We start from the raw sequence: 25,994 nt of genomic DNA, 5'->3' as shown, positions 1-25,994 counted from the left end.
TTCGGTGTGACGGCCACAGCGGCGGGGATACACCCGGTCCCATTCGAACCCGGAAGTTAAGCCCGCCCGCGTTTCGTGCTGTACTGCGGTGCGCGAGCCCGCGGGAACCACGAGACGCTGTCAGCCACTTTTCATATCTTCTCGGCCCTCTAGTTACTGTGCTGATCTTATTGTTGCACCAGAAACTACTTTTAAGTATGACCGACCCAGCGGGACGATGCGCTCGCGTCGTCCGGCCTGATCTGGATGCAGTTATCTGCTAAATGGCCTGAAGAAGGTCATGAAAACGATGTGCTTCGGGTGCAGCGGGGCCGCAGACCTCTAGGAACGGTTCACCGCTCCAGCCGCCCCACCAGCTCGGCCACCCCGTCGAGCGCGATCGAGCCTCTCTCGGTGAGGGAATAAAGATGCGTCCTCCGGTCGTAGCGGATGTAGTCCGCGTTGGACAGGGACCTCAGGTGGAACTGCAAATGCCCCTTCTGCACTCCCAGCTCCTTGCTGAGCTCGGCGAGGGACCGGCTGTCCATCGAGAGCAGCATGAGGATGTTCATCCTCCAAGAGCTGGCCAGGGGGGCGAGCGCCTTCTCCGCCGCCACCGGCGACAGCACCTCCTTGGTGGCGGTGGGCGCCCGGGGGTCGCCGAGGACGCTCTGGGTCGGCTTGTTGACGATCTTCTCCAGCTCTAGGTACGACCGTATCTGCCGGATAAGGTCCTGGGCGAGCTTGGAGTACCGCCGGTCATTGAACGGTGCTGTGCCGTTGACTATCTCCTCCTGGAACTCGTCCAGCACGCTCAGGGCCTGCTCCTTGCTCCCCACCTGGTAGGAGGCGACGGAACGGTCCACCATCTCGACCAGCCGGCTCCTGGCCTCCTCCCTGCCCCCGGCGTCGACCATCTCGGCCAGGGCTCGGTCGATCCTCTCCAGCAATATCGAGCGTATCTGCTCGGCGTACGCGCGAGCGAAGTCCTCGCGCTTGATGCCCGCCACGGAGCTGCCGAGGGCCCGGACCTCGCTCCGCAGTACGTCCAATTGCTCCTGGAGGCTGCCGTTGCTCATCTCATCGTCATAGGAAAATATTACGTAATAATACATTAATATTTTCATCGGCCTAAGAGGGCGCGACAAGGGTGTTTGAGATGAGGATCGGCATAATCGCCTGCGAGACCTTCGAGAGGGGCCTGGACCACATTACCAAGGGCGACCCCGACATCGTTCACAAGGAATATCTGGAGTTCGGGCTGCACGCGTACCCTGAAGAGCTAAAGAAGGAAGTGATCGACAAGGTCAACTCCCTGGAGGGCAAGGTCGACGCCGTGCTGCTGGGCTATGGCGTCTGCAACTCCCTCAAGGACGTCACCTCGCAGATGAAGGTGCCCACGGTGCGCCTCCAGGCGGACGATTGCATAGGCGTGCTCATCACCCCGGAAGAGTACGACAGGGAGAGGAGGTGCTGCGCCGGCACCTGGTATTGCACCCCTTATTTCGCCAACATGAACCGGGACTGGTTCCTAAGGGACCTGAGGGAGAAGCTGCCGAACTACGAGGAGCTGGGCATCGATATCGACTGGTACATGGATAAGCTGTTCGACGGCTACGCCCGCGTGCTGTTCGTCGACGACGGCCTGGGGGACGTGGACGCGGCCGTGGCCAAGGCCAAGGAGTTCGCCGAGCAGCTGAACCTCCTGTACGAAAGCAGGAATGGGAGACCCTGTCCCTGCTCCAGAGCGGGCTGGATAAGACCAAGGAACTCGCCGCGGAGAAGGGCTGACCTCGTATTTTATTATAAAACTTGAACATTAACTGGATGAAATCGCATGAGCGAGTTCACAACAACAGAATTGGAAGCAGCACAAAAAGCAATATTGTCACAAATACGCAAAAACGAGAAAATAAGTGGAACACTATCTCAAAAGCGACCTCCACGCGCTTCGCAGATGGCCATGGTTTCGCAAAATCTCAAAGTATTCTATATAGCTTCCTCAATGATTGCAAAAGCATTAAATGAGGATCATTCAAACAATCATTCAAAAGAAGAATTGGAGAAAGCTCTACAGGCCTTACCATTGTTCATTCAAAAGATCGAGAAAGTGAGACCCAAGTTTAGAGAGGGCACTTCTCAGCATACTCTTGCTATCCGCAGGATTGAAGCATTTCAAATCGCTTCGGCATTAATAGAGAAGGAATTGTGCTCATACTAAAAAAATAAGTTTTAGGCGGGGCCCGGCCCCGCCTGCCTGAGGCGCTTATTCGACCGAGGGCTCCCCGCCGTTCTCTCGGAACTTCATCTGCCTCGGCTTGGCCTTGACCAGCGCCATGGCCACCGCCAGAACGGAGGTCGCCATGAACAGCAGGAACGCCATGTGCAGCCCGCTCTCGAATATGGCCAGGGCACCAGGGCTTATGCCGCCGCCGTACAGGAACAGGTTCATCAGGTCGTCCATGGGAAGGTCGGTCATCACCAGCGGGAACGCCAGGGCCAGGCTGAACATCGATCCGATGTTCATCAGCATGGACCTGGTGCCGGCGGCGATGCCCCTCTTCTCCGGCCTAACCGTGTTCATGACCGAGCTGCTGTTGGGCGAGGCGAACAGGCCGCCCCCGATGCCCATCATGGCCATGTACGTGGCCAGGAGCCAGAACGGGGTGTTGTGGTCGATGGTGGCGAACCCCAGGAGGGCGAGGGCCGACAGCGCAAGGCCGGCGATGATGAACGGGCGCGGCCCGTAGCGGTCGGAAAGCCTTCCGGATATCGGCCCCATCACCACGAAGGTTATGCCGAACGGGATCAGGCTGATGCCCGCGGTCAGGGGGTCCTGTTCGTACGGCCCCTGCAGGAAGAAGATCAGGAGGAACAGCACCGCCCCCCTGGCCAGGCTGTTAAGGAACATGGTGGCGTTGCCCATGGCGAACTCCCGGTTCTTGAACAGATTGAGGTCCATCATGGGGTACTTGGCCTTCCTCTCCACGGCGATGAACGCCACCATTCCCAGCGCCCCGAAGACGAACAGGGCGATGATCATCGCCTGGTCCACCGCAGGGAAGGCCACGAACGACAGCCCCAGCAGGATCGCCACCAGGCCGGCGAGGAACACCCCGCTGCCGAGCCAGTCGAAGCTCTGCCCCTTGGGCAGGAGCACCGGTTCCCGGAGGCGGTGCAGGGCCCACAGCGTGCCGACTATTCCGATGGGGACGTTGATCAGGAAGATCCATTCCCAGCCGAACGGGGCCAGGGCGCCGCCCACCAGGGGGCCGAGCACCAGGCCGGCGCCTCCGGCGACCATATTGACCCCGAGGCCGAAGCCGAGGTGACGGGCATCAAAGGCATCGGCGATCATCGCGGGACCGTTGGCGGTGAGCAGGGCGCCGCCCATGGCCTGTACGATCCTGTAGATTATGAGGTCCACACCTCTGAACTGCGGCTGGGAGAGGCCGCACAGCAGCGAGCCGATGGTGAACACCGCGAACCCCAGGACATATAATCTCTTTCGACCGAACATATCAGCCAGGCGGCCGAACACCGGCACCATCGCGGTGAGGATGAGGAGGTATACCATCAGGACCCACATGATGGTCAGCAGGTCCATGTTCAGCGCTTGCATCATTTCCGGAAGGATAATCAGAAGGGCGGAGCCCTGGATGGACGATATCAGCACCCCGATGGTGGTGACCGAGAGCACTACTCCCCCGTAGCCCATCCCTTTTAACTTATTGACCATATTGTTCACCAGACTGTGATCGTATCGACCGTGCGTGGACAGCTCATCCGTCCAGTTTCGAAAGTATGCGTTTTACCGTTTCGAACGACCGATAGAGGTCGTCGATGTCCCCCTCGTCGAGGCGGGAGATGTCCTCCTTGAAGGCGCTCATGGCCCTCTTCTTGCTCTCCCTGAGGAACTGTACCCCCGCTTCGGTGATGGCCGCGTTGACCACGCGCCTGTCCGCATCGTTGGGCCTCCTCTCCACCAGCCCCGCCTTTTGCAGGCGGTCGGCGATGGTGGTGAGGTTCTGCTTGGAATATCCCAGCTCCTGGGCGACGGCGGTCAGCGGTAGCGGTCCCCTCCTCTTGAGCGTCAGGAGGACCCAGATCGTGGACACGTAGGTCGAGGAGCCGCTCGGACAGACCCAAAGCTTGGCCATCCTCTTCTTGAACAGCGGCGTGGCCATTATCATCGCCTCCGCGATGCTGTCAATGCGCCCGTCCCTCGTTGTCTCGTCCATCATGTCACGGCCATTGCATGTCGTACTACGAGCAGATAGTACGACCGTGGTACTTTCTCAGGGTACATGCATATGCTATTTGAACGTTGTCGCAGTCATCGCTCAAAGATAGAACGACCTCAGCCGCCGCTCCCCGGAGCGGGGTTCGGCCCCGTACCAGGCTGATGTTCCATCCTCCGCTGGATGTAGATGAACAGCGAGACCGATACCAACTGAAGGGCCACGGAGGCGGAGATCATCAGGGGGATGCTGATGACATACAGCAGGCCGATGGCGAAGTTGCCGGCGAACCAGAGCACCCCGTAGCCGGTCGAGTATATGCCGTAGCCGGCGCCCCGGCGCTCCATGGGCACCAGCTCGCACACCGCGCCGCGCAGGATCGATTCTATGGCGCCCATTCCCACTCCCCACAGCACCACTCCGGCGACCATCAGAACGCGGTCGGTCCCGAAGACCAAGGGGACGAACAGGGCGGAGAGGGCGAACACCATCGCCAGCGCCTTCATGCCCACCAGATCGTAGAGGTGGCCGAAGATCAGGGCGCTGAGGGCGTCGACGCCCATGGCCGTGGCGAACAGGACCGGTATCCAGAACTCCGGGAGGTGGTCCACCGCGCTCATGTGGTACGATATCAGGGGGAAGTCGATGAACGAGGCCGCCAGCAGGCCCGATGCCAGCAGGTAGATCCAGAACAGGCGGGGAAGCTTCGTCCTCGCCCCCTTCTCGCAGGGGCAGGGCGCCTCCATGCTCATGGGGTGGGGGTACCAGCGCATCGTGAGCAGGAGTATCGCTATCGCCATTAACGCTGGAACTATCAATATCCCGATGGCAGCGGAAAAGCCCATCTCCGACTGCAGCATGAGGGCGATGACGATGGGGCCGGCCATGGAACCGATGTCGCTCATAGCCTCATGCAGGCCGAACGCCCTGCCGGCGCCGCCCACCCCCTTGGCGGCGTGAGAAATGATAGCATCCCTGGCCGGGGCCCTCAGGGCCTTGCCCACTCTCTCAAAGAGGATGAGGCCGAACGCCAGCCCCCAGTGGCCCGCCAGGGCGAGCAGCGGAATGGCCAGGAGATTGATGACCAGGCCGGCCAGATATATGCTCCAATATCTTCCGGTGGCATCGCAGTACCATCCCGAGGCCAGGCGGGGGGCGTAAGCCACCAGCCCGCCCAGGCCCACTACGATGGCGATGGCCGAGGCGGTCGCTCCTATGGAACCCAGGTATGGGCCGACGATGCTGTAGTAGCCGTCCCCGGCCATGTCGGTGAACAGCGACACTATGCCCAGCAGAACGACCAGATGAAAGGCGTTAAGCTCACGGGCATTGTAGCTACGTACCGTCGCCCACCTGTGCGCATGCTCGAAGAATTTCCCATCCCCCGCTGACGGGGGAGGGCACTCTCATTAGCTATAGATAAAGCTTGGTCCACCCTGAATTAGGGCGACGGAGGGCCGGGGGCGGGGCCCTTCGGGCGGTCAGGAAGCCACCAGCTGACGGCATCTCGATAGTGGTCAGCGAACATTGCCCCCGCATCCCTGGCCCCAGCATGGTCTCGACCGCGCAATATTATCTAGAAACCTATATTGACACCTAATCGGTTGCCCGCCCGGTTCCATGTCCGATATCATCAAGGCCGATTCCCTGGTGCGGAGCTTCGGGGACATCACCGCTGTGAACGACGTTTCCTTCACCATCGGGAAGGGTGAGCTGTTCGGGCTCCTCGGGGCGAACGGCGCGGGGAAAAGCACCTTGCTCAAGATCCTCACCGGGCAGCTGGAGCCCAGCTCCGGGAAGTGCACGGTCCTCGGCGTCGATCCCGCCGCGGACCCCATGGAGGTCAAGCGGCGCATCGGCATACTGCCCGAGGTCGAATCGCCCCCCTCCTTCCTGACCGGCCGGGAGTACCTTCACTTCATCGGCCTGGTCCGAGGCATCGACGACATCGAGGAGCGGACCGAGAGGTGGATCGGCATGCTGGATATGGAGAGCTACGAGAAGGTCCCGTGCAAGGACCTGTCGAAGGGGACCAGGCAAAAGCTCATGTTCGCCGCCGCGCTCATCCACGAGCCGCCGCTGGTGTTCCTGGACGAGCCGTTCTCCGGCCTCGACCCCAAGTACCAGAAGCTGTTCAGGGAGCACATCCATGCCTACATCGAGAGAGGCGGCACGGCGTTCATGTGCACCCACCTCCTGGAGATCGCGGAGAAGATGTGCACCCGGGTCGGCATCATGTCGCGGGGCCGCCTGATCGCCGCGGGAAAGATGGGCGAGATAGTCCGGCCCGGGGAGGCCCTGGACTCCGCGTTCCTGCGCCTCACCGACGAGGAGGCCGGCAAGGCGTGAACGCTCTGGGTCGGCATCTGCGCCTGGTCCGGCTGATGATGTCAGAGGAGCTCAGGCTCAACGCGGGAATGATCGGGAAGGTGCAGTTCCTGATGTTCCCTCTCATGATCTTGGTCTTCTCTCTGCTCATTTCCCTGGCGTCGCCGCAGCTGCTGCGGTCGACCTCGATGGACGAGATATATGTCATCCTGCACCTCCTGATGTTCGCCTATGGTCTCTCGGTCGGCAGCTTCGCCCTGTTCGGCGACCGCATCGCCAACCGGAGGTTCGGGGAGGTGTCCCTTCTGCTCGGGACCCCGACGCTGCTGCCGGTCAGCTTCCGCACCATCTTCGCGGCGTTCTACGTGAAGGACATCATCTACTACCTGCTGTACAGCGTGGCGCCGCTCGTCGGCGGGATCGCCCTCAGCATTCCGGTCACCGGGTTCAGAGCCGTGAGCGTGCTGTTCCTCCTGCTGACCGCCACGCTCTCCTTCCTGCTGGGCATATCCCTCTCCTTCGCGCTGTCGTCGGTGTACGTACGCTGGAAGAACGCCTTCCTGGCGCTGCTCGGCGGCGCGGGGGTGCTGCTGCTCACCGCCTACATATGGGACCTGTTCCCGCTCCGCTACCTCTTGCCGTCGCTCATGCTGCAGAGGACCGCCGACCCGTGGTACCTGCTGCTCTCGACCGCGGCCGTCGTGGCGCTCTCCGCGATCGCCATAATGACCCTGGAGGTCCGCTTCGGCAAGGCCTCCAAGCAGTTCGAGCCAGAGGTCCTGGAGGCGGACCGGAAGTTCGCGTTCGCCGGGAGCGCGAGGTCCCTGGCGGCGAAGGACTGGATCGACCTGAAGCGCAGCCGCACCCTGGGGCCGGTGATGGGGGCGTACGTCGGCCCGCTGCTGCTTTTGGCGGTGATATTCTGGTTCGTGGAGGAGATGATGCAGGTCCCCATCCCCATCAACCTGATCTTCTATTCTGCCATGATAGGCTTCTTCAGCGTGTCCATCTACGGGTGGCTGAACATGCTAGACGCGCCGGCGTTCCTGGAGGTGCTGCCGGTGAAGGTCTCGGAGATGGTCCGCACCAAGATGATCATGCTATCCTTGTTCGCCCTGGCCCTGTCGACCGCGTTCCTGATCGGCCTGGGAGTGGCCAGGGACGAGCTGGCCCTGCTGCCGATGGCATTATTGGTGGGCTACTCCACCACCGCGTTCACGGTGTGCGGGACCGCCTACCTCACCGGGCTGAGGACCAACAGCTACCTGTTCGATCCCCGCGTCCTGTCCAGGTTCGCGCTGATGTGCATCCCTCCCCTGTGCGCGCTGGTGATCCTGTCCTTCGAGTACCCAGGGAACCCCCTGGCCATGGGCTTGCTGATAGTGGCCATCTGCATAGCATTGCTCGCCGGGAGCGTCCTGTTCTACCGCCGCATCGACGCGCGGTGGGGCAGGGAGTCGTTCCACTTCTGAGCACATGCCGCAGGCTGGATGTCAGTGGCGTTCCGGCGGCATCTAGGTATAACTATACCGAGAACGATTGGGAGACCAGGTGAGAGCGATAAACGGTGAAGATGTCTATCCGATCATTTTCAAGCGAAAATCGGTAAGGAAGTTCGAGGCCGCTCCCCTGGATGAGGCGGCCCTGCAAAAGATAAGGACGTTCCTTACTACTCTAAGGCCTCTGTTCCCAGAGATACGCACCGAGCTCAAGTTCATGGGCGCCGATGAGGTCAAGGGCATCTTCAAGGTGAACGCGCCCCACTATCTGGCAATATACTCCGAGGAGAAGGATGGCTACCTCGCCAACGCGGGGTTCCTGTTGCAGCAGGTGGACCTGTTCCTCCCCACGCTCAACATAGGGAGCTGCTGGCAGGGCGGTCCGAGGCCCACTAAGGAGTTCAAGGGAGCGGACGGCCTGGAGTTCGTCATCCTGCTGGCGTTCGGGAGGCCGGCCGAGGAGCTTTTCCGCAACAGCGTCTCCGAGTTCAAGCGGAACCCGCTGACCAGCATTACCAACATCAGCGGGGAGGACGAGCTGCTGGAGGCGGTGCGCCTGGCGCCCTCGGCGGTGAACAAGCAGACCTGGTACTTCACCCGCACCGGGGATGCCATCCATGTCTATGCCGGCAGAGGAGGCCTCATCCCTCCCCAGCGCCTGAAGGCCATCGACGCCGGGATCGCCATGTGCCACCTCTGGCTCGCCGCGGAGAACTCCGGCAGGAAGGCCGAGGCGGTGGTGAAGGACCCGGGGAGCACCGGCGCACCCCGGGACTACGACTACATCGCCTCCATGATCGTGAAGTGACGACGCATCGTCCCGGTCCGGCCCCGTCCCCCATGGAACGGCAAGGCCTTATCTACGCAAAGAGCAGAGATGGGTGTAGAAGGCCATGAGAAAGGTGTACATGTTCATGACGCTGAGCCTGGACGGCTACTTCGAGGGGCCGGGGCATGATATTTCCTGGCACCGCGTTGACGACGAGTTCAACAGGTTCGCCATCGAGCAGTTCGGGGAAGCGGACATCATCATGTTCGGGCGGAGGACCTATCAGCTCATGGAGTCTTCCTGGCCCAAGGTCGCCGAGGACCCTGCTGCGTCGAAAGACGACCGGGAGATCGCCCGCCTGATGAACAACGCCAACAAGGTGGTGTTCTCCCGGACCCTCAAGGAAGTGGAGGAGAAGGAGAACTGGAAGAACGTCACGCTCGTCCATGATCTCGACCCAGAGGAGATAAGGCTACTGAAGGAGCAGCCAGGAAAGGGCATATGGGTGGGCGGGTCCGATCTTGCCTTGTCGTTCATAAAGGAAGGGTTGATCGACGAGTTCAGGTTCATGGTGGACCCTGTCGTACTGGGGGCCGGCACCCCCATATTCAAAGGTCTGGGGAGCGAGCTCGACCTGGAGCTGGTGGATGTGCGCAGGTTCGCGTCGGGCAACGTCCTATTGAGCTACAGGCCTGCCAGATGACCATGGTTGCAAAATAAAGAATATGGGAAAGAGGGGGATTGAAAAGGGTTTACTGGCTCTCTTCGTGCTCCGCGCTCTTGGCCTCCATCTTCTCCTTGCGGCCCACGCGCTGCAGGCGCCCGGGGGCCCACCATGCCCACTTGCCCATGAGCATGAGGGCCGCCGGCACGATGTAGGTACGGACCACCATGGCATCGAGGAGCACCGCCAGGGCCAGGGCGAACCCGAACTCCTGGAGCATGGCGTTGCTGGAGATCATGATAGAGCCGAAGGTACCCGCCATGATCAGCGCCAGAGCGGTGATGATGCCGCCGGTCCAGTCGACCGCGTCCACCACTGCCGTCTTGGTGTCCTTGCCCTTGTGCACCTCTTCCCTTATGCGGGTGAGGATGAACACGTTGTAGTCCATGCCTATGCCCATCAGCATCACGAAGAGCACCAGCGGGACGATCCACAGGATAGGCAGGCTGAGCCAGGTACCGAACACCAGCGAGGTGATGGCGAATGCCCAGGAGATGCTCATGGCGATGGAGATTATCGCGAACAGGGGCAGGAGCACCGAGCCGAGCACGATCAGCAGCACGACGAATATGCCGACGAGCACGATTATCTGGATGTTGGTGAACTGCTGCGAGGTATCCAGGCTGGTATCGTACAGGGCCGCGGTGGAGCCTCCCACCAGAACGGTCGAGTCGGCCAGGGCGGGCTCGGCGGCCTTGGCGTCAGCAAGCTCCTGCCGGAGCACCGGCATGAAGTCCACCGAGCTGGCCTTCTGAGGCTGCTCCTTCAGGACGACGGTCAGCAGGACGCTCTTGCCATCGCTCCCGAGGCTCTGGTTCATGCCGGCCATGTACTGGACCCGTTCCTCCGTGGACATCGTCGGGAGCGCGCGGTAATCGATCAGGTCGCCGAACGGGCGGGTGATCCCGGTGACCTCCTGGACATTATCGTTCGCCGCGATGGCCGTGGTTATATTATCTATAGCGTCCAGGTACACGGCGTTATACGTGCCGGTATCGGGGTCGTACACCAGGGTGTCGCCGGTGATCACGATCTGCGTGGGCATGAGCATGCCCGCGCCGAAGTCGTCGGTCATCGCGTTCATGCCCTGGATGCTCTCCGGATCGCCCATCGTCCCGATGAAGTCGAAGCTGGTCTCCTGGGTCAGATAGATGTAGGTCGCCGGTACGGACACCAGGACGGCGGCCAGGAGCACCGCCACGGCGTGGTCGGTGGCGAAGGTGGCGGCCCGATGGAAATAGCCGTGGTTGCCGGCCTTCTTCTTCTCCATCATGTTGGCCGCGAAGCGCTTGAACCTCTCCCCGGTATTGGGCCAGAACAAGCGGTTGCCTACGACCATGAGCACCGCCGGCACCAGGGTCAGGGCCACCAGCAGAGCGATGACGATGGATATGCCCAGCACCAGCCCCATCGTCTGCACGAAGGAGAACGTGGAGGCGGTCATGGCGAAGAAAGCGATGATGACCGTCGCCCCGCTGGTCACGATGGACTCTCCCGCCCAGGCGACCGAGGTGTGGACCGCCTGCTCCCGGGTGGCGCCCCTGATCCTCTCCTCACGGTAACGCGTGAGGACGAAGATGGAATAGTCCGTGCCGACGCCCATGAGGATGGCGAACAGCAGCGTAAGGATCATGGAGTCGACCTGTACAAAGGTCGAACCGATGACGAACACCACGGCCTGGCTGAGGCCGACCGCCACGCCCACCGCGCCCAGCGGCAGGAACTCTGCCAGGACGGAGCGGAACAGTACGCCCATCAGGACCACGATGATGATTATGGTGATGGGCTCGATCATGGACATGTCGTCCGCCGAGCTCTCCATCATGTCCTGGGAGATGGCCGCGTCACCAGTAACGTAGGCGGTGACCCCGTCGGGCCGGCTGGAGCTGATGAGGTCCCTCACCAGGACGACGTTGTCCATCATGGGCTTGGTCCCGTCCTCCTCGGTGTAGGTGGTGGATTGGGTGAACGTGACCATCATCAGCATGGTCTGCTTGTTCGGCGAGATGAAGCCGGAGGTCAGCTGCTCGGGGAGCACGACCGGAAGATCACTGGGCGGCGTGGCCGCCACAATGGCGTTGGCCATTGCCGACACCGCGGCGGGGTCGTAGTTCGGCCCCATGTCATAGACCTGCCCAAGGAAAGTGGTGTTCGTTACCCCCGCAGTGGTGGCGATGGTGTTGATGGCGAACGCCTTGGTCGCTTCCGGGTTGATACCGGTGGTGAAGTCGAGGTTCGTGACTATGGCGACCATCAGCTGCCTCTGCTCGCCTTCCGGGACAGCTGTGTTGATGAAGGAGAGGCCGCCGGTCCGCACGCTGTTCTCGGCCCTGGCCACAGGGTCGCTGATAGAGCTGCTGGCGTTCCACGCCCCTGCGAACGCGTTGTAATAGCCGACGGCCATCTGCCTGGTCTCCTCGGGCAGGGTGGACAGGTAGCCCATGGTGGCCTGATAGGCGGCAGTGTCAGCGGCGGCGGGATCTGGGGTGGAGCCCATCGCGGTGCTCCAGGCCTGCACGTGCATCGCCGGTATTCCCCACAGCAGAGCGGCCGTGGAGTTGATCTGGTGCATGCCCGGGCCGAGCTGCGTTATGGCCTGGTCCATGACCACGTATGAATAGGTGTATATCGAACTGACATCCTGTTTGTATTTGATGTCCGCATCGTTTCGGATGCTTTGTTCCAGCGCTATCACGAACGCCCTTACCTCGGCGTCGGTGACATTATCGGCCTGGATCACGATAAGCATGGTCCCGTTGGCCACAGAACCCTGGAAATTCGCATCGATGACCTCCTGGGCCTTGGTGGACTCGTAGTCCCCGGTCGCGCCAAAATTGGAGGAATATTGAACGGCCTCGTTCACTTTCAGTATCGCCGGAACCGCAATCAGCAATGCGGCGATCCATATTACTATGACCAGCTTGTAGCGCTTGGTCACGAAATTTGCGATCTTATCGAACAGCATTCCTTGCCTTCTCCTGTGAGCCGTTGCTTCGACGGCAGGGCGTCCCAAGATAAAAAGCTACTTAGGTTTGTTGTCACTTCGGGAGTGACATGGCTGACGCGGTAAAGCACCTCATGCGGCTGGGTCTCAATGAGTACGAGGCCAAGGCATATGTCGCCACCGTCGCCCTCGGCGAGGGCACCATCAAGGAGATCAGCGCCGAGAGCGGGGTACCCCGGTCAAGAACATATGACGTCATGGAGAAGCTGGCGGAGAAGGGGCTGGTGGAAGTGGGCAGCTCCACCCCCATCTGCTACCGCGCCAACGAACCACTGGTCGCGTCCCAGCAGCTCATGGACGAGATACGGCACGCCAACGATGAAATCGTAAAAGAGCTCAATGAGATCGGCCGGAAGGCCGAAAAACGTGACAATCCGATTTGGACGGTCAAGGGCGATTGGGCCATAGACCACAAGGTCGATGAACTGTTGGAGAGCACCAAAAAGAGCGTCGTGCTCGTTTTCTTCAACAATAGAAGTCTCATCAAGCACGTGAACGTTCTTTCCAAAAATTCAGAACATAAGAACATCACCGTGCTCATGACAAGGCAGGCCGAGGCCTTCGTCGGCCTTCTCGGGAAATGCAGGGTGATGAAGATGAACAGGCCTTCCAGCTCACACCCCGTGGACATCGACGGCACCATGACCGACAAGGGGTTCATCACCGGCGACGGCAACTACTGCATCGAGTTCATCGCGAAGTGCGGGGACGAGATGCTCGTGAAGACCAGGGAGGGGGAGGACCACCGGGCCATCCTCTTCAACGGGACCATCCTGAGCTTCTTCGTCCACGAGTCCATAGAGATGCTGATCCGGTCCGCCGAGGAAGTGTCCACGGAGGACATCATCACCATACAGAAATGAACGTGCCCGCCCGCGAGCCCCCATCGATCTCGGCCCGCCATGGGAAAGATTGATGTTGGTCAGCTCCAAGATGATATGGGGGCAGATCGGGACGAAGCGGCCGGGGACGTTGGAGATCAGGACAGGGGAGAGAGACCATGTCGATCTGGATGGCTTCGACGCCTTCATCCTGGACCTGGACGGCGTGGTCACCGACACCGCGCGCATCCACGCCGCCGCCTGGAAGCTGACCTTCGACGAGTACCTCCAGGACCGGGCGCGCCGGCAGGGGGAGACGTTCGTGCCCTTCGATGAGGACATCGACTACCTGAGGTTCGTCAACGGGAAGCCCCGCTACGACGGGGTCAGGGACTTCCTGGCGTCGAGGGGGATCGCTCTCGACCCCGGGGACCCCTCCGATCCGCCGGAGAGGGAAACGGTGCGCGGGATCGGCAACCGCAAGAACCTCAATTTCATCCGGTGGCTGGACGAGCACGGGGCCGAGCCATACCCTTCGACGGTGGAATTCGTCAGGGCCCTCCGCTCCAGGGGCATCAGGGTAGCGCTGTTCTCGTCGAGCCGCAACGCCAGGAGGGTGCTGCAGGCCGCCGGCGTGAGCGGGCTCTTCGACGCCGTGGTGGACGGGTGCGACGCCGCCGACCTGGGCCTCCCGGGAAAGCCGGCCCCCGACGTGCTCATCGAGGCGGCCAGGAGGGTCGGCGCCGAGCCGGGCCGCGCGGCGGTGGTGGAGGACGCCCTGGCCGGGGTGGAGGCGGGCCGGGACGGAGGGTTCGCCCTGGTGGTGGGGGTGGACCGAGCGGGGCAGGCGAGCGAGCTGAGGAAGTACGGTGCCGACGTGGTGGTGAAGGACCTTTCCGAGATCAAGGTGGAGGCCTCGGGGCATGAGTGGCTGCCGTCGGCGCTGGAGCACCGGGGCGACATCTTCAGGCGCCTGCGCGATGGGGTGCCGGCCATCTTTCTCGACTACGACGGGACCCTGACCCCGATCGTCAACGATCCAGCCCGGGCGATCATCTCGGAGGACATGCGCGGCATCGTGCGCGAGCTGTCGGAGGAGTGCCTGGTATCCATCGTCAGCGGGCGGGACCTCCAGGAGGTGAGGGCGATGATGGGCCTGGACGGGCTCATCTATGTGGGCAGCCACGGGTACGACATGGCCGGGCCCAAGGACATCTTCAGCGACCATGCCAGGGGGACGGCGTTCCTCCCCGCCCTGGACGGGGCGGAGGCCGAGCTGAAGGAGGCGGTGAGAGGCATCGAGGGGGCCCGGGTGGAGAGGAAGCGGTTCGCCATCGCCGTCCACTACCGCAACGCCGACCCCGGGGACGTCCCGGAGCTGGAGAGGAGGTTCGACTCGGTGGCCTGCCAGTACGCCGACCTCAGCAAGATCGGCGGCAAGAAGGTGTTCGAGCTGCGACCCCACATGGAATGGGACAAGGGGAAGGTAGTGCTCTATCTCCTGGGCAAGTTCCACGTCGACGGGACCCACGTGGTCCCGCTGTACATCGGGGACGACGTCACCGATGAGGACGCCTTCCGGGCCATCGACGGGCGCGGCATCACCGTGCTGGTGAGCGACAGCGAGCAGGAGACCGCCGCGGACTTCGTGCTCAGGGACGTGAGCGAGGTGAGGGAGTTCCTCGGCGCATTGCTCGACATGTTCGAGAGGGAGAACGCCGCGGGCACCTGGGCCCTGGAGTATGAAGGCTACCGGCCAGAGGAGGAGGGTCTCAGGGAGGCGCTGTGCACTCTCGGCAACGGCTACCTGGCCACCCGAGGGGCGGCCCCGGAGTCGTCCGCCGACGGGGTGCACTATCCCGGCACCTACCTGGCCGGGACGTACAACCGCCTGCGCAGCGAGGTGGACGGCCGCGAGATGGAGAACGAGAGCATGGTGAACGTCCCCAACTGGCTTCCGTTCGTCTTCAGCGTCGGCGGGGGGGAGTGGTTCGACCCCTGCAGGGTGGACGTCCGGGAGTACCGGCAGGAACTGGACATGCGGAGGGGCGTCCTGAGCAGGACGGTGCGGTTCACCGACCGGCGGGGACGGCGGACCTCCCTGCACCAGAGGAGGTTCGTCAGCATGGACGCGCAGCACCTGGCAGGACTGGAGACGACCATCGTCCCGGAGAACTGGTCCGGCCCGATCCGCATGCTGTCCGCTCTGGATGGCAGAGTGGAGAACTCCAATGTGAGGCGGTACCGAAAGCTCCGCTCCCGCCACCTCGAGCCCGTCCTGACGGGGTCCCGGGGCGACACGATGTGGCTGCAGGCGGAGACGAACCAGTCGCACGTCCGCATATCGGAGGCGGCCCGCACCAGGGTGTTCGTCGGCGAGGAGGAGGTGGCGGCGGACCGGACGGTGGCGGAGTCACCCGGGTACGTGTCCCAGGAGCTGGTCGTCGACGCCCGGGAGGGCCGGCCGATCAGGGTGGAGAAGATCGCGGCGGTGTACTCCTCCCGGGACCGCGCCGTGTCCGAGGGCCTGATGGAAGCCCTGAACGACCTGGATGATGCGGGGGACTTCTCCGAACTCGCGGGGGAGCACATGAGGGCGTGGGACCGCATCTGGAAGCGCGCCCATGTCGACGTGGAAGCGGAGCACACGGTGATCCAGCAGATACTGGACCTGCACATATTCCACCTCATCCAGACCGCGTCGGTGCACTCCTCTGATCTGGACGTGGGGGTCCCTCCCCGGGGGCTGCACGGGGAAGCGTACCGCGGGCTCATCATGTGGGACGAGGTGTTCGTCCTCCCGTTCCTGGCGTTCCGCATCCCCTACCTGGTCCGCTCCCTGCTGCTGTACCGGTACCGCCGCCTTCCGCGGGCGAGGGTGGCCGCGAGACTGGCCGGGTACGACGGCGCGATGTTCCCGTGGCAGAGCGGGAGCGACGGGAGGGAGGAGTCCCAGACCATGCACCTCAACCCCATATCGGGACGGTGGATCCCGGACCACACCTACTTAGAAAGGCACATCGGCCTGGCGGTGGCGTACAGCGTGTGGCAGTACTATCAGATCACCGCGGACCTCGACTTCATGCGGTTCTACGGCACCGAGATGCTGGTGGAGATAGCACGGTTCTGGGCCAGCAAGGCGCGGTACAACGAGGCCAGGGGGCGCTACGAGATACTGGAGGTGATGGGGCCGGACGAGTTCCATGAGCGGTACCCCGGCGCCGACCGGCCTGGGATAGACAACAATGCCTACACCAACGTGATGGCGGTGTGGACGCTGTGCCGGGCCTCGGACGCGCTGGAGCTGCTCCCGGCGGAGTGCCGGGGGGACCTGCGGGACCGCCTGTCCATCAGCGATCACGAGCTGGAGAGGTGGGACGACATCAGCCGCCGCATGGTGGTCCCCTTCCACGGGGACGGCATCATCAGCCAGTTCGAGGGGTACGATGACCTGGAGGAGCTAGACTGGGACGCGCTGCGGGCTAGCGCGGGGGACATCCACCGCCTCGACCGGGTGCTGGAGGCGAGGGGCGACACCCCCGACCGCTACAAGGTGTCCAAGCAGGCGGACGTGCTGATGCTCTTCTACCTCCTCTCGGCCGACGAGCTGGGAGAGCTGTTCGACCGCCTGGGTTACCGCATGGAGCACAACACGATACCGAAGACCATCGACTACTACATGCAGCGCACCTCCCACGGCTCCACGCTGAGCAGGGTGGTGCACGCCTGGGTGCTGTCCCGGTCCAACCGCGACATGTCGTGGAGCCTGTTCCTGGAGGCGCTGCGGAGCGACGTATCGGACATCCAGGGAGGGACCACCCACGAGGGCATACACCTGGGGGCCATGGCGGGTACGGTGGACATGGTCCAGAGATGCTATTCCGGCCTGGAGGTCAGGAAAGGGGTGCTGTGGTTCGAGCCCCGGCTGCCGGTAGGGCTCAGGAAGCTGAGGTTCGGGATCGAGTACCGCCGCAACCGCGTGGAGGTGGACATCGGGAAGGACGTTCTCAGGGTGTACAGCCGCCCCCAGGACGTGGCCCCGGTGCTGGTGGGGTTCAGGGGCGCCGTCCACGAGCTGGCGCCGGGCGGCACCCTGGAGTTCAAGCTGGACAGAAAGGGCCAGCGATGACGCCGCATCATGTGCCGGTATGCCGACGACCGTCGGCAGCATGGCATGCCCGAGGCAATGGTTAAATAACGCCGGGGCCCAAGGAACCGGCCGGGATGGGCATGAGGATCGTGTTCACAGAGGTCCAAGGGTACCGGGAGAAGCTCAGGGAAGCGTTCCCGAGCGATGATCTGGTCCTGTTCGACGGTCCGTTGGACGGGGAGGAGCTGGTCAGCGAAGCGAAGGGCGCCGAGGTCATCTCGGTGTTCAAGAGGACGCCGATCAGGGCGGGAGAGATCGATCTTCTTCCCGGCCTGCGGATGATCAACACCCGGACCGCGGGGTTCGACCACATCGACGCGGGCCACGCCCTGGACAGGGGGATCGCGGTGACGAACATACCGGACTATGGGCCGCACGCCATCGCCGAGCACGCCTTCTGCCTGCTGCTGGCATGTGCCAGGCACGTCATTCCCGCCGATCGCTCCGTCAAGGCCGATAGGAAGTTCGACTTCGAGCCGTTCCGGGGCCTGGACCTGAAGGGCAAGACCCTGGGGGTGGTGGGCACCGGCCGGATCGGGGCGGAGGCCGTCAGGATCGCCAAGGGGTTCGATATGAAGGTCATCGCCTTCGATATCTACCAGAACGAGAAGCTGGCCAGGGACTACGGGTTCGAGTACCTGCCCCTGGAAGAGGTGCTGGAACGAAGCGACTTCGTTACCGTCCACGTGCCCCTGACGCCCGATACGGAAGGGCTCATCGACCGCTCCGCCCTGCGGCACATGAAGGAAGGGAGCATACTGATCAACACCGCCCGGGGGAAGGTGGTGGACGAGAGAGCGCTGAGAGAAGCGCTGGACTCCGGCCGCCTGTACGCCGCCGGGGTGGACGTGATAGCGGACGAGGATGACCCGGAAAGAAGCCCCCTGATCGGCTCGAACAAGGTCATCGTCACCCCGCACATCGCGTTCTACACCGAGGAGACCATGGACCGGATGATCGACGAGGCCGTCCAAACCATCCAGGGGTTCAAAGAGGGAAGGCTGGCCAACGAGGTGCCCAGGGAGTACATCAAAAGGACGGTGCGAACAGCACCCCAGGACTGAGATTGGAAATTAATATAATTATATGTCAATAAATAATCCAGTCCGCCGGCGACGGAACGTTTTTCTAAGACGCCTTGGCAACTAGTCCCCAGCAAGTTCATGAGGTGATGGAATGGTCAAGATAGGCATCAACGGCATGGGACGCATCGGAAGGATAATCACCAGGCGCTTCGCCACCGACCCGCCTGAGAACATCGAGCTGGTGGCGGCGAACGACCTGTTCCCGCCGGAGGATCTTGCCTACCTCATGCGCTACGATTCCGTCCACGGCCGGGCCCCCTTCGAGGTGGCGGCCGGAGAGGGCTCCATCAAGGTCGGGGACCGCGAGATCGAGCTGTTCAGGGAGCAGGACCCCGCCGACATACCCTGGAAGGAGCAGGGCGTGGACATCGTCCTGGAGTGCACCGGCCTGTTCCGCGACCGGGACAAGGCGGCCAAGCACCTCAAGGCAGGAGCGTCCAAGGTCATCCTCAGCGCCCCCTCGGATAACGCCGACCTCAGCATCGTGATGGGCGTCAACGAGGAGATGTATGAACCCAAGAAGCACGACATCGTATCGGCGACATCGTGCACCACCAACTCCCTGGCCCCGGTGGCCAAGGTGCTCAACGATCAGTTCGGCATCGAGAACCTGATGGCCACGACGGTGCACGCGTACACCAGCAGCCAGAAGCTGGTGGACTCCCCGGCCCGAAAAAGGAGAAGGGGGCGGGCCGCGTCGGTGTCATTGGTGCCGACCAGCACCGGTGCGGCCAGGGCCACCGCGAAGGCCATCCCCGAGCTGGAGGGCAAGATGCACGCCGTGGCCATCCGCGCCCCGGTGCCGGATGGCGCGATCACCGACATCACCGCGCTGGTGAAGAAGGACGTGACCGCGGAGGCCGTCAATGACGCCCTGAAGGCCGCTTCCTTCGGCCGCATGAAGGGAGTGATGGAGTACAGCGAGGACGAGCTGGTGTCGGCGGACATCATCACCGATCCCGCGTCCTCCATCATCGACTCCTTGTCCACCAAGGTGGTCGGCAGGACCGTTAAAGTGCTGGCATGGTACGATAACGAGTATGGGTTCTCCTGCCGCATGCTCGACCTGGCGGCATACATCGCCGGGAAGGGCGGGATGAAGGGAGAGGCCCGGCTGGAGGCGCCGGTGCGGACGTGAGGGCCGCGGCCCCGGGAAAGGGGCGCACGATCTGCACACTGGCCCTGAACCCGGCCATCGACCGCACCTTCTGGGTCGACAGGATAGAGTTCGGGGAGACCAACCGGGTGGGCAAGGAGTGCCGCTACGCCGGGGGCAAGGGCATCGACGTCTCCCGGGTGCTCACCAACATGGGGGTGCCCAACAAGGCCCTCGGCTTCACCGGCGGCTTCGCCGGGGACGAGCTGGAGTGCCGCCTCATCAACGAGGGGGTGAGATGCGAGTTCATCCGCATCTCCGGGGAGACGCGAACGAACATCATCGTCAATGACCGCGGCGGAGGGAGGCAGATGCTGCTGTCCACCAGCGGGCCGGAGGTATCGCCGTACGAACTGGGGGCTTTATTGAAGAAGGTCGACGGCATCGAGGACGCTTCCTTCATGTCCATGGGGGGCAGCCTTCCCCAGGGAGTGCATCCGGAGACGTACCGCCGCATCATAGCGACGATGAAGCGGAAGGGGGTGCCCACCCTCCTGGACGCGGACGGGGAGGCGCTGAAGGTGGGGATCGAGGCGGGGCCCGACTACATCAAGCCGAACCGGCGCGAGCTGGCCGGCCTGGTGGGCCGGGAGCTGGGGAGCGTGGAGGATGTCCTGGAGGCGGCCGAGGAAGCGAGGGATATGGGGGCCTCGACCGCGCTGGTGTCCATGGGCCCCGACGGGATCGTGCTGGTCGGCGAGGGGAAGAGATATTGGGCCATCCCTCCCAAGGTGGACGCGGTGAACAGCGTGGGCGTGGGGGATTCGTCCGTGGCCGGGTTCATCTACGGCCTGGCGAACGGCATGGGGGAGAGGGAGTGCCTCGTTCACGCCGCGGCCGCGGGCACCGCCACTGCGCTGAAGCCCGGAACGGCCAGAGCGGGCAAGAGGGACGTGATGGATATGGTGCCGCGGGTCGAGCTAAGGGACATCTCGAAGGAGGTGGTACTGTCGGCGCCAGGACGATAGTGCCGCTGGACGTCCCCCCGGCGGAGAGGCGGGAGTTCATGGACAACTACTCCTCGCTCACCGGGGGCAAGGGCCGCCTGATGCTGTTCGCCGGCGACCAAAAGGTGGAGCACCTCAACGACGACTTCCACGGCGAGGGGATCTCTGAGGAGGACGGGGGCCCCGAGCACCTGTTCCGCATCGCCGACCGCGCCCGCATCGGAGCGTTCGCCACCCAGTTCGGGCTGGTGGCCAGGTACGCCATGGACCATCCGGACGTCCCCTACATCGTCAAGCTGAACTCCAAGACGCACCTGGTAAGGACGGAGCAGGCCGAGCCTCTGAGCCTGCAATGGATGGAGGTCGACCAGGTAGCGGAGCTGAAGGCCGAGAACGGCCTCAGGATCATGGGGGTCGGATACACCGTGTACCTGGGCAGCGAGCACGAGGCGGTGATGCTGAGGGAGGCGGCGCAGCTGGTGCGCCGAGCTCACCGGCACGGGCTCGTCACGATACTATGGATGTACCCGCGCGGGAAGGGGGTGGCGGACGAGAAGGACCCCCACCTGATCGCCGGCGCCGCCGGGGTGGGAGCGGCCCTGGGGGCGGATTTCGTCAAGGTGAACTATCCCCGGGGGGAGGACGCCGCGGAACGCCTGCGCGAGGCGGTGCGGGCGGCCGGAAGGACCGGTCTGATCTGCTCAGGCGGGGAGCGCATGGGAGTGGAGGCGTTCCTGCAGAGGCTGCACGATCAGGTCCACATCTCCGGGGCGGTGGGGAACGCCACCGGGCGGAACGTCCACCAGAAGTCCCTGGACGAGGCGGTGCGGTTCTGCAACGCTGTTTATGCGGTCACCGTCGACGACGCCACGGCGGAAGAGGCGATGCGCATCTACCGGGACGGATGATCACGCGATGGTCCGGGTGGTTATCATTCCCTTGTCGGTGTCCAGAGCTTCCACCGCCGGGAGCTCCCGTCCGGTCAGCGCCTCCAGGAAGGCCCCTCCTCCCGTGGATACGTAGGACGTCCGGTCCCTCAGGCCGTACTGGTCCAGCGCGGAGCCGGTGTCCCCGCCGCCCACCAGGGAGAACGCCGGGGACGCCGCGATGGCCTCCGCCACCGTCCTGGTCCCATGGCTGAACGGCTCCATCTCGAACACGCCCATGGGCCCGTTCCAGATGACCGTCCCCGCCCTGGCTATCTCCTCCCTGAAGATCTGGGCGGTCCTCGGGCCGATGTCCAGCCCCAGCCTGTTACCCAGCTCGTCGATGGGCACCACTTCGGCAAAGGCGTCCTCGCTCTTCCTGTCCGCCGCGACCATGTCCACCGGGAACACCAGCTTGTGGTCCCGGTCCCTTTCCAGCATCCCCCTGGCCCGCTCGACCGTCGCCTCGTCCGGGGAGGCGCCGTCCACCGGCCTCCCCTGCGCCGCCAGGAACGGGTAGGCCATGCCCCCGCCCAGGAGCATCTTGTCGACCCTGCCGTGCAGGTTCTCCAACGCCGCTATCTTCCCGGCTACCTTGGCCCCCCCGATCACCGCGACCAGCGGCCTCCGGGGAAGGTCCAGGGCCCTCTGCAGCGAGCTTAGCTCGGTCTTCATCTGCAGCCCGCCCCCGCTCTCGGGCAGGTACCTCACCACCCCCACGTTGGAGGCGTGGGCCCGGTGGGCGTTGGAGAAGGCGTCGTCGATGTATACTTGGCCATACGACGCCAGCTCCCTGGAGAACTCCTTGTCGTTCTCCTCTTCCCGCGGGTCGAACCTCAGGTTCTCCAGCATGAGCATCTCTCCTGGCCACAGCTCCTCCGCGGCCTGCCGGGCCTTCGGTCCCACTATGTCGCCGACGAAGCGCACGCTCCGGCCGAGCAGCCGGGAGAGATGCTCGCTCACCGGCGCCAGCGACAGCTCCGGCACCGCCTTCCCCTTGGGCCTGCCCATGTGGGAGATGATGACCAGCGAACAGCCCCGGTCCAGAGCGTATCGGATGGTCGGCAATGATGCCTTAATGCGCGCGTCGTCCTCTACCCTGCCGTTCTCCATGGGCACGTTATAGTCCACTCTGAGCAGAACGCGTTTCCCATCGATGTCCATCTCGTCGATGTACCTCATGACCACCGTCGTACAGCTTTGGAGCAGGAGGGTAATATCTTGTGCGGCGGTCGGCGCGCCCGCGCGCCGCGAGAATGAAAGGGAAGAGCTAAAAACGCATACCCGGATGAGCGGGCATGCGCAGGAGGCCGCGCCGGTCGCGCAAGAGGAAGAGACCTTTCGGCGTGACCGTCGTCGGTGCCATGTACCTGGTGCTGGCGGCAGTGGCGCTTATGACCGCGACCGGCTTCATGCAGTGGGCCGGGATGAGCGCGGGCAGGCTGCCCGCTCTGCTGCCGACCGGCCCGATCTGGCTGGTGGTGATCGTGGCCATCGCCCTCTCGGTGCTGGGGCTGTTCACCTTCCTGGTCGCGGTGACCTATGCCGCCATCGCGGTGGGGTGCTTCCGCGGCTGGGGCTGGGTGTGGACCTGGGTGTTCCTGTTCGCCGTGCTGAACATCATTCTCTCGGCGTACAACGCCTACATCGAGGGGTTCTCCTCGGAAGCGGCGAGGGCGGCGCTGATCAGCTCCATCCCGCCCGTCATGGTGCTGGCGTACCTGAGCACCGGGAAGGTCAGGCGGTTCTTCCGGAAGAAATGAGCGTGGCCCATGCCGAAATGGTAGGCGAGAATAAGGTGGGGATAGCATCGGAAAGCTCCCGTCTGCTGTTCGGGCTAGTCCCCCAGCGGGGACAACGGTGCTTTCAGATGTACGACCACTAACTGATGCCCTAGGATAAATACTTTCTGTTCTTATAATGCAGAAAGACAATATAATATATTCTGCGTAGGGCGCGTTCACCGCTCCCCGGCGATGTGCAGCCGGAGCTGGGGCGCGCACCGGGGGAAGCGGGAGCGCATGTAGCTGAGGAGGGGGTTGGCCCCCTTGGCGTCCAGGTCCACCTCCACCGGCTCGGCGTAACCGTACCCCCTGGTGATCTGGTCAACGGTATCGGGGTCGCCGATCTCCGCAGTGATGTAGGCCTGACCGTCCTGCTCCTCCACCTTCCTGACGAACCCTATCAGTCCGTCCGGGCCGCCCAGGGGGCAGTAGTGGTCGCTGCGGAGCTTCGATGCCAGCTCCTTCGCCTCCGGCGCGTCCTTGGACATGCGGAACCTTACGATCATCCCAAACCCTTCCGTGATGAGGCCGGGCCGACCCCCGGCCAGGATTTCCTTTCATGACCTCCCCGCCTATGAACGTTTCGCCCGGCGTCCCGGGACGCCTCCCCTGGCAAATTATTAACTACCGTTGTTCACAAGGTCGTCAGGCTGAGGCAGGATGGTAAGATCACAGGAAGGGCGGGTGGAGGAGCTGAGGGCCATGGACGAAAGGCTCCTGGCCATCATGAGGACCACCAGCGACCCCATGTTCATGAAGGACCGGGAAGGCCGCTACATGGTGGCCAATCCAGCTCTGCTGCGCATCCTCGGCAGGGACCTGGAGGACGTGGTGGGGCGGTCCGACGTCGAGTTGCAGTTCGACCCCGCCACGGGCAGGGAGATCATGGCCATGGACCGCCAGGTCATGGACGCCAACAGCGACCTCACCGTAGAAGAGGTTGTTAGGACGCGGGAGGGCTGCCGTACCTTCCAGACCACCAGGGCGCCGCTGCACGACGAGCGCGGCAGGGTCATCGGCCTGACCGGCACGGCCAGGGACATCACCGACCGGAAGAGGGCCGAGGAGGCGCTGAAGGAGAGCGAGGCCAAGTACCGCGGCCTGTTCGAGAACACCCAGGACATCGCGGCGGTGCTCAGGTACGAGCTGGACGACCGGGGCAAGGTAGCGGACTGGACCTTGGAGGACGCCAACCCTCCCGCGCTGAAGGCCCTGGGAGCGGGGTCGCTGAGCGAGGTCGCGGGGAAGAGGATGTCCGAGGTGGCGAGGACCTGGGACCTGCCCCCGCTAATGGACATCACCGATCTCGTGAGGATGAAAAGCGCCCCTTTCATCCACGGCCGCCACATCGAGGGGATCTCCAAAGATTACATCCTGACGTTCATCCCCCTGGAGAGGGGGCGGTTCATCCTCACCGCGACGGACATCACCGAGATCAAGACCGCGCAAAGGAGATTGGAGGAGAAGCGGGCCCGGCTGAGAGCGATCGTCGACAACCTGCCGGTGGGGGTCGCCATCGCCGACACTGAGGGGCGCATCGTGGAGGTGAACCGGATGACCGAGCAGATCTGGGGAGTCGGGCCGGGGGACATGGATGGGGGAGGACAGGGGCCGCGGAAAGCGGGGGCGGAACGCCCCCAGACAGAGCGGGACCGCCAGCTGGCCAGGGCGCTCAAGGGGGAGACGGTCATCAACGAGGAGTACGACATCGAACGGGGCGACGGGAGCGTGGGGACCATCATCTCCTCGGCGGCGCCCATCATGGACCCGCGGGGGAAGATCATCGGTGCGCTGTCCACGGTGGTGGACATCACCGAGCGGAGGGCGCTGGAGAAGGACCTGGCGGAAGCGAAGTCGAGGGCGGAGACGTACGTGGACGTCCTGACGCATGATGTGAACAACTACAACACCGCCGCCATGGGGTACCTGCAGCTGGCGGAGATGCGGCTCCATCTGGAAGAGGACGATATGAAGTACATCACCAAGCCGCTGGAGGTGCTGGAGGACAGCACCGAGCTGATCGCCAACGTGCGGGACCTGCAAAGGCTGGAAGCGGGTAGGAACGGCGCCGGGACCGTGGACGTGTGCCGGATGCTCAAGGAGGTCAAGGAAGCGTTCGAGGACCCGCCTGGCAGGGAGGTGGTGATAACCCTCGATGCTCCGGACCACTGCCCGGCGATGACCTCGGGCCTGCTGCGTAACGCCTTCTCCAACATCGTCAGCAATGCCATAAAGCACTCCGCCGGGCCTCTGGACGTGAACATCCGCATGGATTTCGAGCCGGTGCGCGGCGAGGACGGGATCAGGATCAGCATCGAGGATAACGGGCCGGGCATCCCGGACGAAAGGAAGAAGGTCATCTTCGACCGGAGCCTGATGGGGCTGACGAGGACGGTGAGCAGGGGGCTCGGCCTGTACTTCGTGAAGAGGCTGGTGGAGGACCTGGGAGGCGAGGTGTGGGCGGAGGACCGCATGCCCGGGGACCACACCAAAGGAGCGAGGTTCGTGATGCGGCTCCCCCTGCGGCAGGATACGAAAGGCGATGCCTGAAAGGGATCGAACCAGGGCGAGGAAAGGACTG

General features: G+C 63.4%; 21 protein-coding genes and 1 rRNA gene. 15 read left to right on the top strand and 7 right to left on the bottom strand.

The features are described from left to right. Nucleotides 1-5 precede the first annotated feature (5 nt). Nucleotides 6-126: ribosomal RNA gene (gene rrf / locus WYS_RS01025) — 5S ribosomal RNA — on the top strand. A gap of 206 nt (nt 127-332) precedes the next feature. Here rrf and WYS_RS01020 read toward each other — a convergent pair. Continuing rightward, a complete protein-coding gene (locus WYS_RS01020) occupies nt 333-1,058 on the bottom strand; it encodes a winged helix-turn-helix domain-containing protein (RefSeq protein ID WP_147654522.1) in 726 nt (241 codons plus the stop codon). A gap of 80 nt (nt 1,059-1,138) precedes the next feature. On the opposite strand from WYS_RS01020, the gene WYS_RS01015 reads away from it, so the two are divergent. Next, nucleotides 1,139-1,795 (top strand): DUF1638 domain-containing protein, encoded by a 657-nt coding sequence (locus WYS_RS01015; RefSeq protein WP_019176299.1) that lies wholly within the window; start codon nt 1,139-1,141, stop codon nt 1,793-1,795. A 21-nt stretch (nt 1,796-1,816) separates the two neighbouring features. Beyond that, entirely contained in the window at nt 1,817-2,200 is a 384-nt protein-coding gene (locus WYS_RS16345; protein ID WP_201798871.1) for a hypothetical protein, read from the top strand. A gap of 45 nt (nt 2,201-2,245) precedes the next feature. On the opposite strand, the gene WYS_RS01005 is transcribed toward WYS_RS16345, so the two are convergent. From WYS_RS01005 to WYS_RS13870, 3 genes are all read right to left on the bottom strand, one after another. Beyond that, complete coding sequence (locus WYS_RS01005) at nt 2,246-3,718, bottom strand: MFS transporter (protein ID WP_026068674.1); 1,473 nt, start codon at nt 3,716-3,718, stop codon at nt 2,246-2,248. A gap of 43 nt (nt 3,719-3,761) precedes the next feature. Then, nucleotides 3,762-4,220, bottom strand: a complete 459-nt coding sequence (locus WYS_RS13875; RefSeq protein ID WP_187120208.1) for a MarR family winged helix-turn-helix transcriptional regulator — start codon at nt 4,218-4,220, stop codon at nt 3,762-3,764. Between the two features lie 119 nt (nt 4,221-4,339). Then, entirely contained in the window at nt 4,340-5,503 is a 1,164-nt protein-coding gene (locus WYS_RS13870; protein WP_019176295.1) for an MFS transporter, read from the bottom strand. Between the two features lie 337 nt (nt 5,504-5,840). Between WYS_RS13870 and WYS_RS00990 the strand changes: the two genes are divergently transcribed. From WYS_RS00990 to WYS_RS00975, 4 genes are all read left to right on the top strand, one after another. After that, nucleotides 5,841-6,569, top strand: coding sequence for an ABC transporter ATP-binding protein (locus tag WYS_RS00990; protein ID WP_019176294.1), 729 nt, complete (start codon nt 5,841-5,843; stop codon nt 6,567-6,569). Continuing rightward, nucleotides 6,566-8,020 (top strand): hypothetical protein, encoded by a 1,455-nt coding sequence (locus tag WYS_RS00985; protein ID WP_147654521.1) that lies wholly within the window; start codon nt 6,566-6,568, stop codon nt 8,018-8,020. The genes WYS_RS00990 and WYS_RS00985 overlap by 4 nt, the downstream gene beginning before the upstream one ends. 79 nt (nt 8,021-8,099) lie before the next feature. Next, on the top strand, nt 8,100-8,855 hold the full coding sequence (locus tag WYS_RS00980) for a nitroreductase family protein (RefSeq protein WP_162137670.1): 756 nt from the start codon (nt 8,100-8,102) through the stop codon (nt 8,853-8,855). Nucleotides 8,856-8,940: 85 nt separating this feature from the next. Continuing rightward, nucleotides 8,941-9,519 (top strand): dihydrofolate reductase family protein, encoded by a 579-nt coding sequence (locus WYS_RS00975; RefSeq protein ID WP_019176291.1) that lies wholly within the window; start codon nt 8,941-8,943, stop codon nt 9,517-9,519. 49 nt (nt 9,520-9,568) lie between these two features. Here WYS_RS00975 and WYS_RS00970 read toward each other — a convergent pair whose 3' ends face one another. Continuing rightward, the gene (locus tag WYS_RS00970; protein ID WP_019176290.1) at nt 9,569-12,505 is read right to left on the bottom strand and encodes an MMPL/RND family transporter; all 2,937 of its coding nucleotides are present in this window, start codon (nt 12,503-12,505) and stop codon (nt 9,569-9,571) included. A gap of 89 nt (nt 12,506-12,594) precedes the next feature. Between WYS_RS00970 and WYS_RS00965 the strand changes: the two genes are divergently transcribed. From WYS_RS00965 to WYS_RS00940, 6 genes are all read left to right on the top strand, one after another. After that, the gene (locus WYS_RS00965; RefSeq protein ID WP_019176289.1) at nt 12,595-13,407 is read left to right on the top strand and encodes a TrmB family transcriptional regulator; all 813 of its coding nucleotides are present in this window, start codon (nt 12,595-12,597) and stop codon (nt 13,405-13,407) included. A gap of 52 nt (nt 13,408-13,459) precedes the next feature. After that, complete coding sequence (gene otsB, locus WYS_RS13865) at nt 13,460-17,494, top strand: trehalose-phosphatase (protein WP_019176288.1); 4,035 nt, start codon at nt 13,460-13,462, stop codon at nt 17,492-17,494. 101 nt (nt 17,495-17,595) lie between these two features. Beyond that, entirely contained in the window at nt 17,596-18,579 is a 984-nt protein-coding gene (locus tag WYS_RS13860; RefSeq protein ID WP_162137669.1) for a 2-hydroxyacid dehydrogenase, read from the top strand. Between the two features lie 112 nt (nt 18,580-18,691). Beyond that, complete coding sequence (gene gap, locus WYS_RS00950) at nt 18,692-19,738, top strand: type I glyceraldehyde-3-phosphate dehydrogenase (protein ID WP_019176286.1); 1,047 nt, start codon at nt 18,692-18,694, stop codon at nt 19,736-19,738. Continuing rightward, the gene (gene pfkB, locus WYS_RS00945; protein WP_019176285.1) at nt 19,735-20,724 is read left to right on the top strand and encodes a 1-phosphofructokinase; all 990 of its coding nucleotides are present in this window, start codon (nt 19,735-19,737) and stop codon (nt 20,722-20,724) included. The genes gap and pfkB overlap by 4 nt, the downstream gene beginning before the upstream one ends. Continuing rightward, the gene (locus WYS_RS00940) at nt 20,724-21,611 is read left to right on the top strand and encodes a hypothetical protein (RefSeq protein ID WP_019176284.1); all 888 of its coding nucleotides are present in this window, start codon (nt 20,724-20,726) and stop codon (nt 21,609-21,611) included. Before pfkB ends, WYS_RS00940 begins: the two co-directional genes overlap by 1 nt. On the opposite strand, the gene WYS_RS13855 is transcribed toward WYS_RS00940, so the two are convergent. Continuing rightward, a complete protein-coding gene (locus WYS_RS13855; protein ID WP_147654520.1) occupies nt 21,612-22,817 on the bottom strand; it encodes a phosphoglycerate kinase in 1,206 nt (401 codons plus the stop codon). Nucleotides 22,818-22,927: 110 nt separating this feature from the next. Between WYS_RS13855 and WYS_RS00930 the strand changes: the two genes are divergently transcribed. Beyond that, nucleotides 22,928-23,392 carry a hypothetical protein gene (locus WYS_RS00930; protein ID WP_019176282.1) on the top strand — a complete coding sequence of 155 codons (465 nt, stop codon included), beginning with the start codon at nt 22,928-22,930 and terminating at the stop codon, nt 23,390-23,392. A gap of 197 nt (nt 23,393-23,589) precedes the next feature. Here the strand turns inward: WYS_RS00930 and WYS_RS00925 are convergent, their stop codons facing one another. Further along, nucleotides 23,590-23,919 carry a hypothetical protein gene (locus WYS_RS00925; RefSeq protein ID WP_019176281.1) on the bottom strand — a complete coding sequence of 110 codons (330 nt, stop codon included), beginning with the start codon at nt 23,917-23,919 and terminating at the stop codon, nt 23,590-23,592. A 154-nt stretch (nt 23,920-24,073) separates the two neighbouring features. Between WYS_RS00925 and WYS_RS13850 the strand changes: the two genes are divergently transcribed. Beyond that, on the top strand, nt 24,074-25,963 hold the full coding sequence (locus WYS_RS13850) for a PAS domain-containing protein (protein WP_049796202.1): 1,890 nt from the start codon (nt 24,074-24,076) through the stop codon (nt 25,961-25,963). Nucleotides 25,964-25,994 lie beyond the last annotated feature (31 nt).

This window comes from Methanomassiliicoccus luminyensis B10 (assembly GCF_000308215.1).
GTDB lineage: Archaea > Thermoplasmatota > Thermoplasmata > Methanomassiliicoccales > Methanomassiliicoccaceae > Methanomassiliicoccus > Methanomassiliicoccus luminyensis.
This window is presented reverse-complemented; position numbering and strand designations above follow the sequence as displayed.

What these genes read in the sequence shown, in the direction of transcription:
- WYS_RS01020 (WP_147654522.1), bottom strand. Translation starts at nt 1,058, where the DNA reads ATGAGCAACGGCAGCCTCCAGGAGCAATTGGACGTACTGCGGAGCGAG.
- WYS_RS01015 (WP_019176299.1), top strand. Translation starts at nt 1,139, where the DNA reads ATGAGGATCGGCATAATCGCCTGCGAGACCTTCGAGAGGGGCCTGGAC.
- WYS_RS16345 (WP_201798871.1), top strand. Translation starts at nt 1,817, where the DNA reads ATGAGCGAGTTCACAACAACAGAATTGGAAGCAGCACAAAAAGCAATA.
- WYS_RS01005 (WP_026068674.1), bottom strand. Translation starts at nt 3,718, where the DNA reads ATGGTCAATAAGTTAAAAGGGATGGGCTACGGGGGAGTAGTGCTCTCG.
- WYS_RS13875 (WP_187120208.1), bottom strand. Translation starts at nt 4,220, where the DNA reads ATGGACGAGACAACGAGGGACGGGCGCATTGACAGCATCGCGGAGGCG.
- WYS_RS00990 (WP_019176294.1), top strand. Translation starts at nt 5,841, where the DNA reads ATGTCCGATATCATCAAGGCCGATTCCCTGGTGCGGAGCTTCGGGGAC.
- WYS_RS00975 (WP_019176291.1), top strand. Translation starts at nt 8,941, where the DNA reads ATGAGAAAGGTGTACATGTTCATGACGCTGAGCCTGGACGGCTACTTC.
- WYS_RS00970 (WP_019176290.1), bottom strand. Translation starts at nt 12,505, where the DNA reads ATGCTGTTCGATAAGATCGCAAATTTCGTGACCAAGCGCTACAAGCTG.
- WYS_RS00965 (WP_019176289.1), top strand. Translation starts at nt 12,595, where the DNA reads ATGGCTGACGCGGTAAAGCACCTCATGCGGCTGGGTCTCAATGAGTAC.
- otsB (WP_019176288.1), top strand. Translation starts at nt 13,460, where the DNA reads ATGTTGGTCAGCTCCAAGATGATATGGGGGCAGATCGGGACGAAGCGG.
- WYS_RS13860 (WP_162137669.1), top strand. Translation starts at nt 17,596, where the DNA reads ATGAGGATCGTGTTCACAGAGGTCCAAGGGTACCGGGAGAAGCTCAGG.
- gap (WP_019176286.1), top strand. Translation starts at nt 18,692, where the DNA reads ATGGTCAAGATAGGCATCAACGGCATGGGACGCATCGGAAGGATAATC.
- WYS_RS00930 (WP_019176282.1), top strand. Translation starts at nt 22,928, where the DNA reads ATGCGCAGGAGGCCGCGCCGGTCGCGCAAGAGGAAGAGACCTTTCGGC.
- WYS_RS00925 (WP_019176281.1), bottom strand. Translation starts at nt 23,919, where the DNA reads ATGATCGTAAGGTTCCGCATGTCCAAGGACGCGCCGGAGGCGAAGGAG.
- WYS_RS13850 (WP_049796202.1), top strand. Translation starts at nt 24,074, where the DNA reads ATGGTAAGATCACAGGAAGGGCGGGTGGAGGAGCTGAGGGCCATGGAC.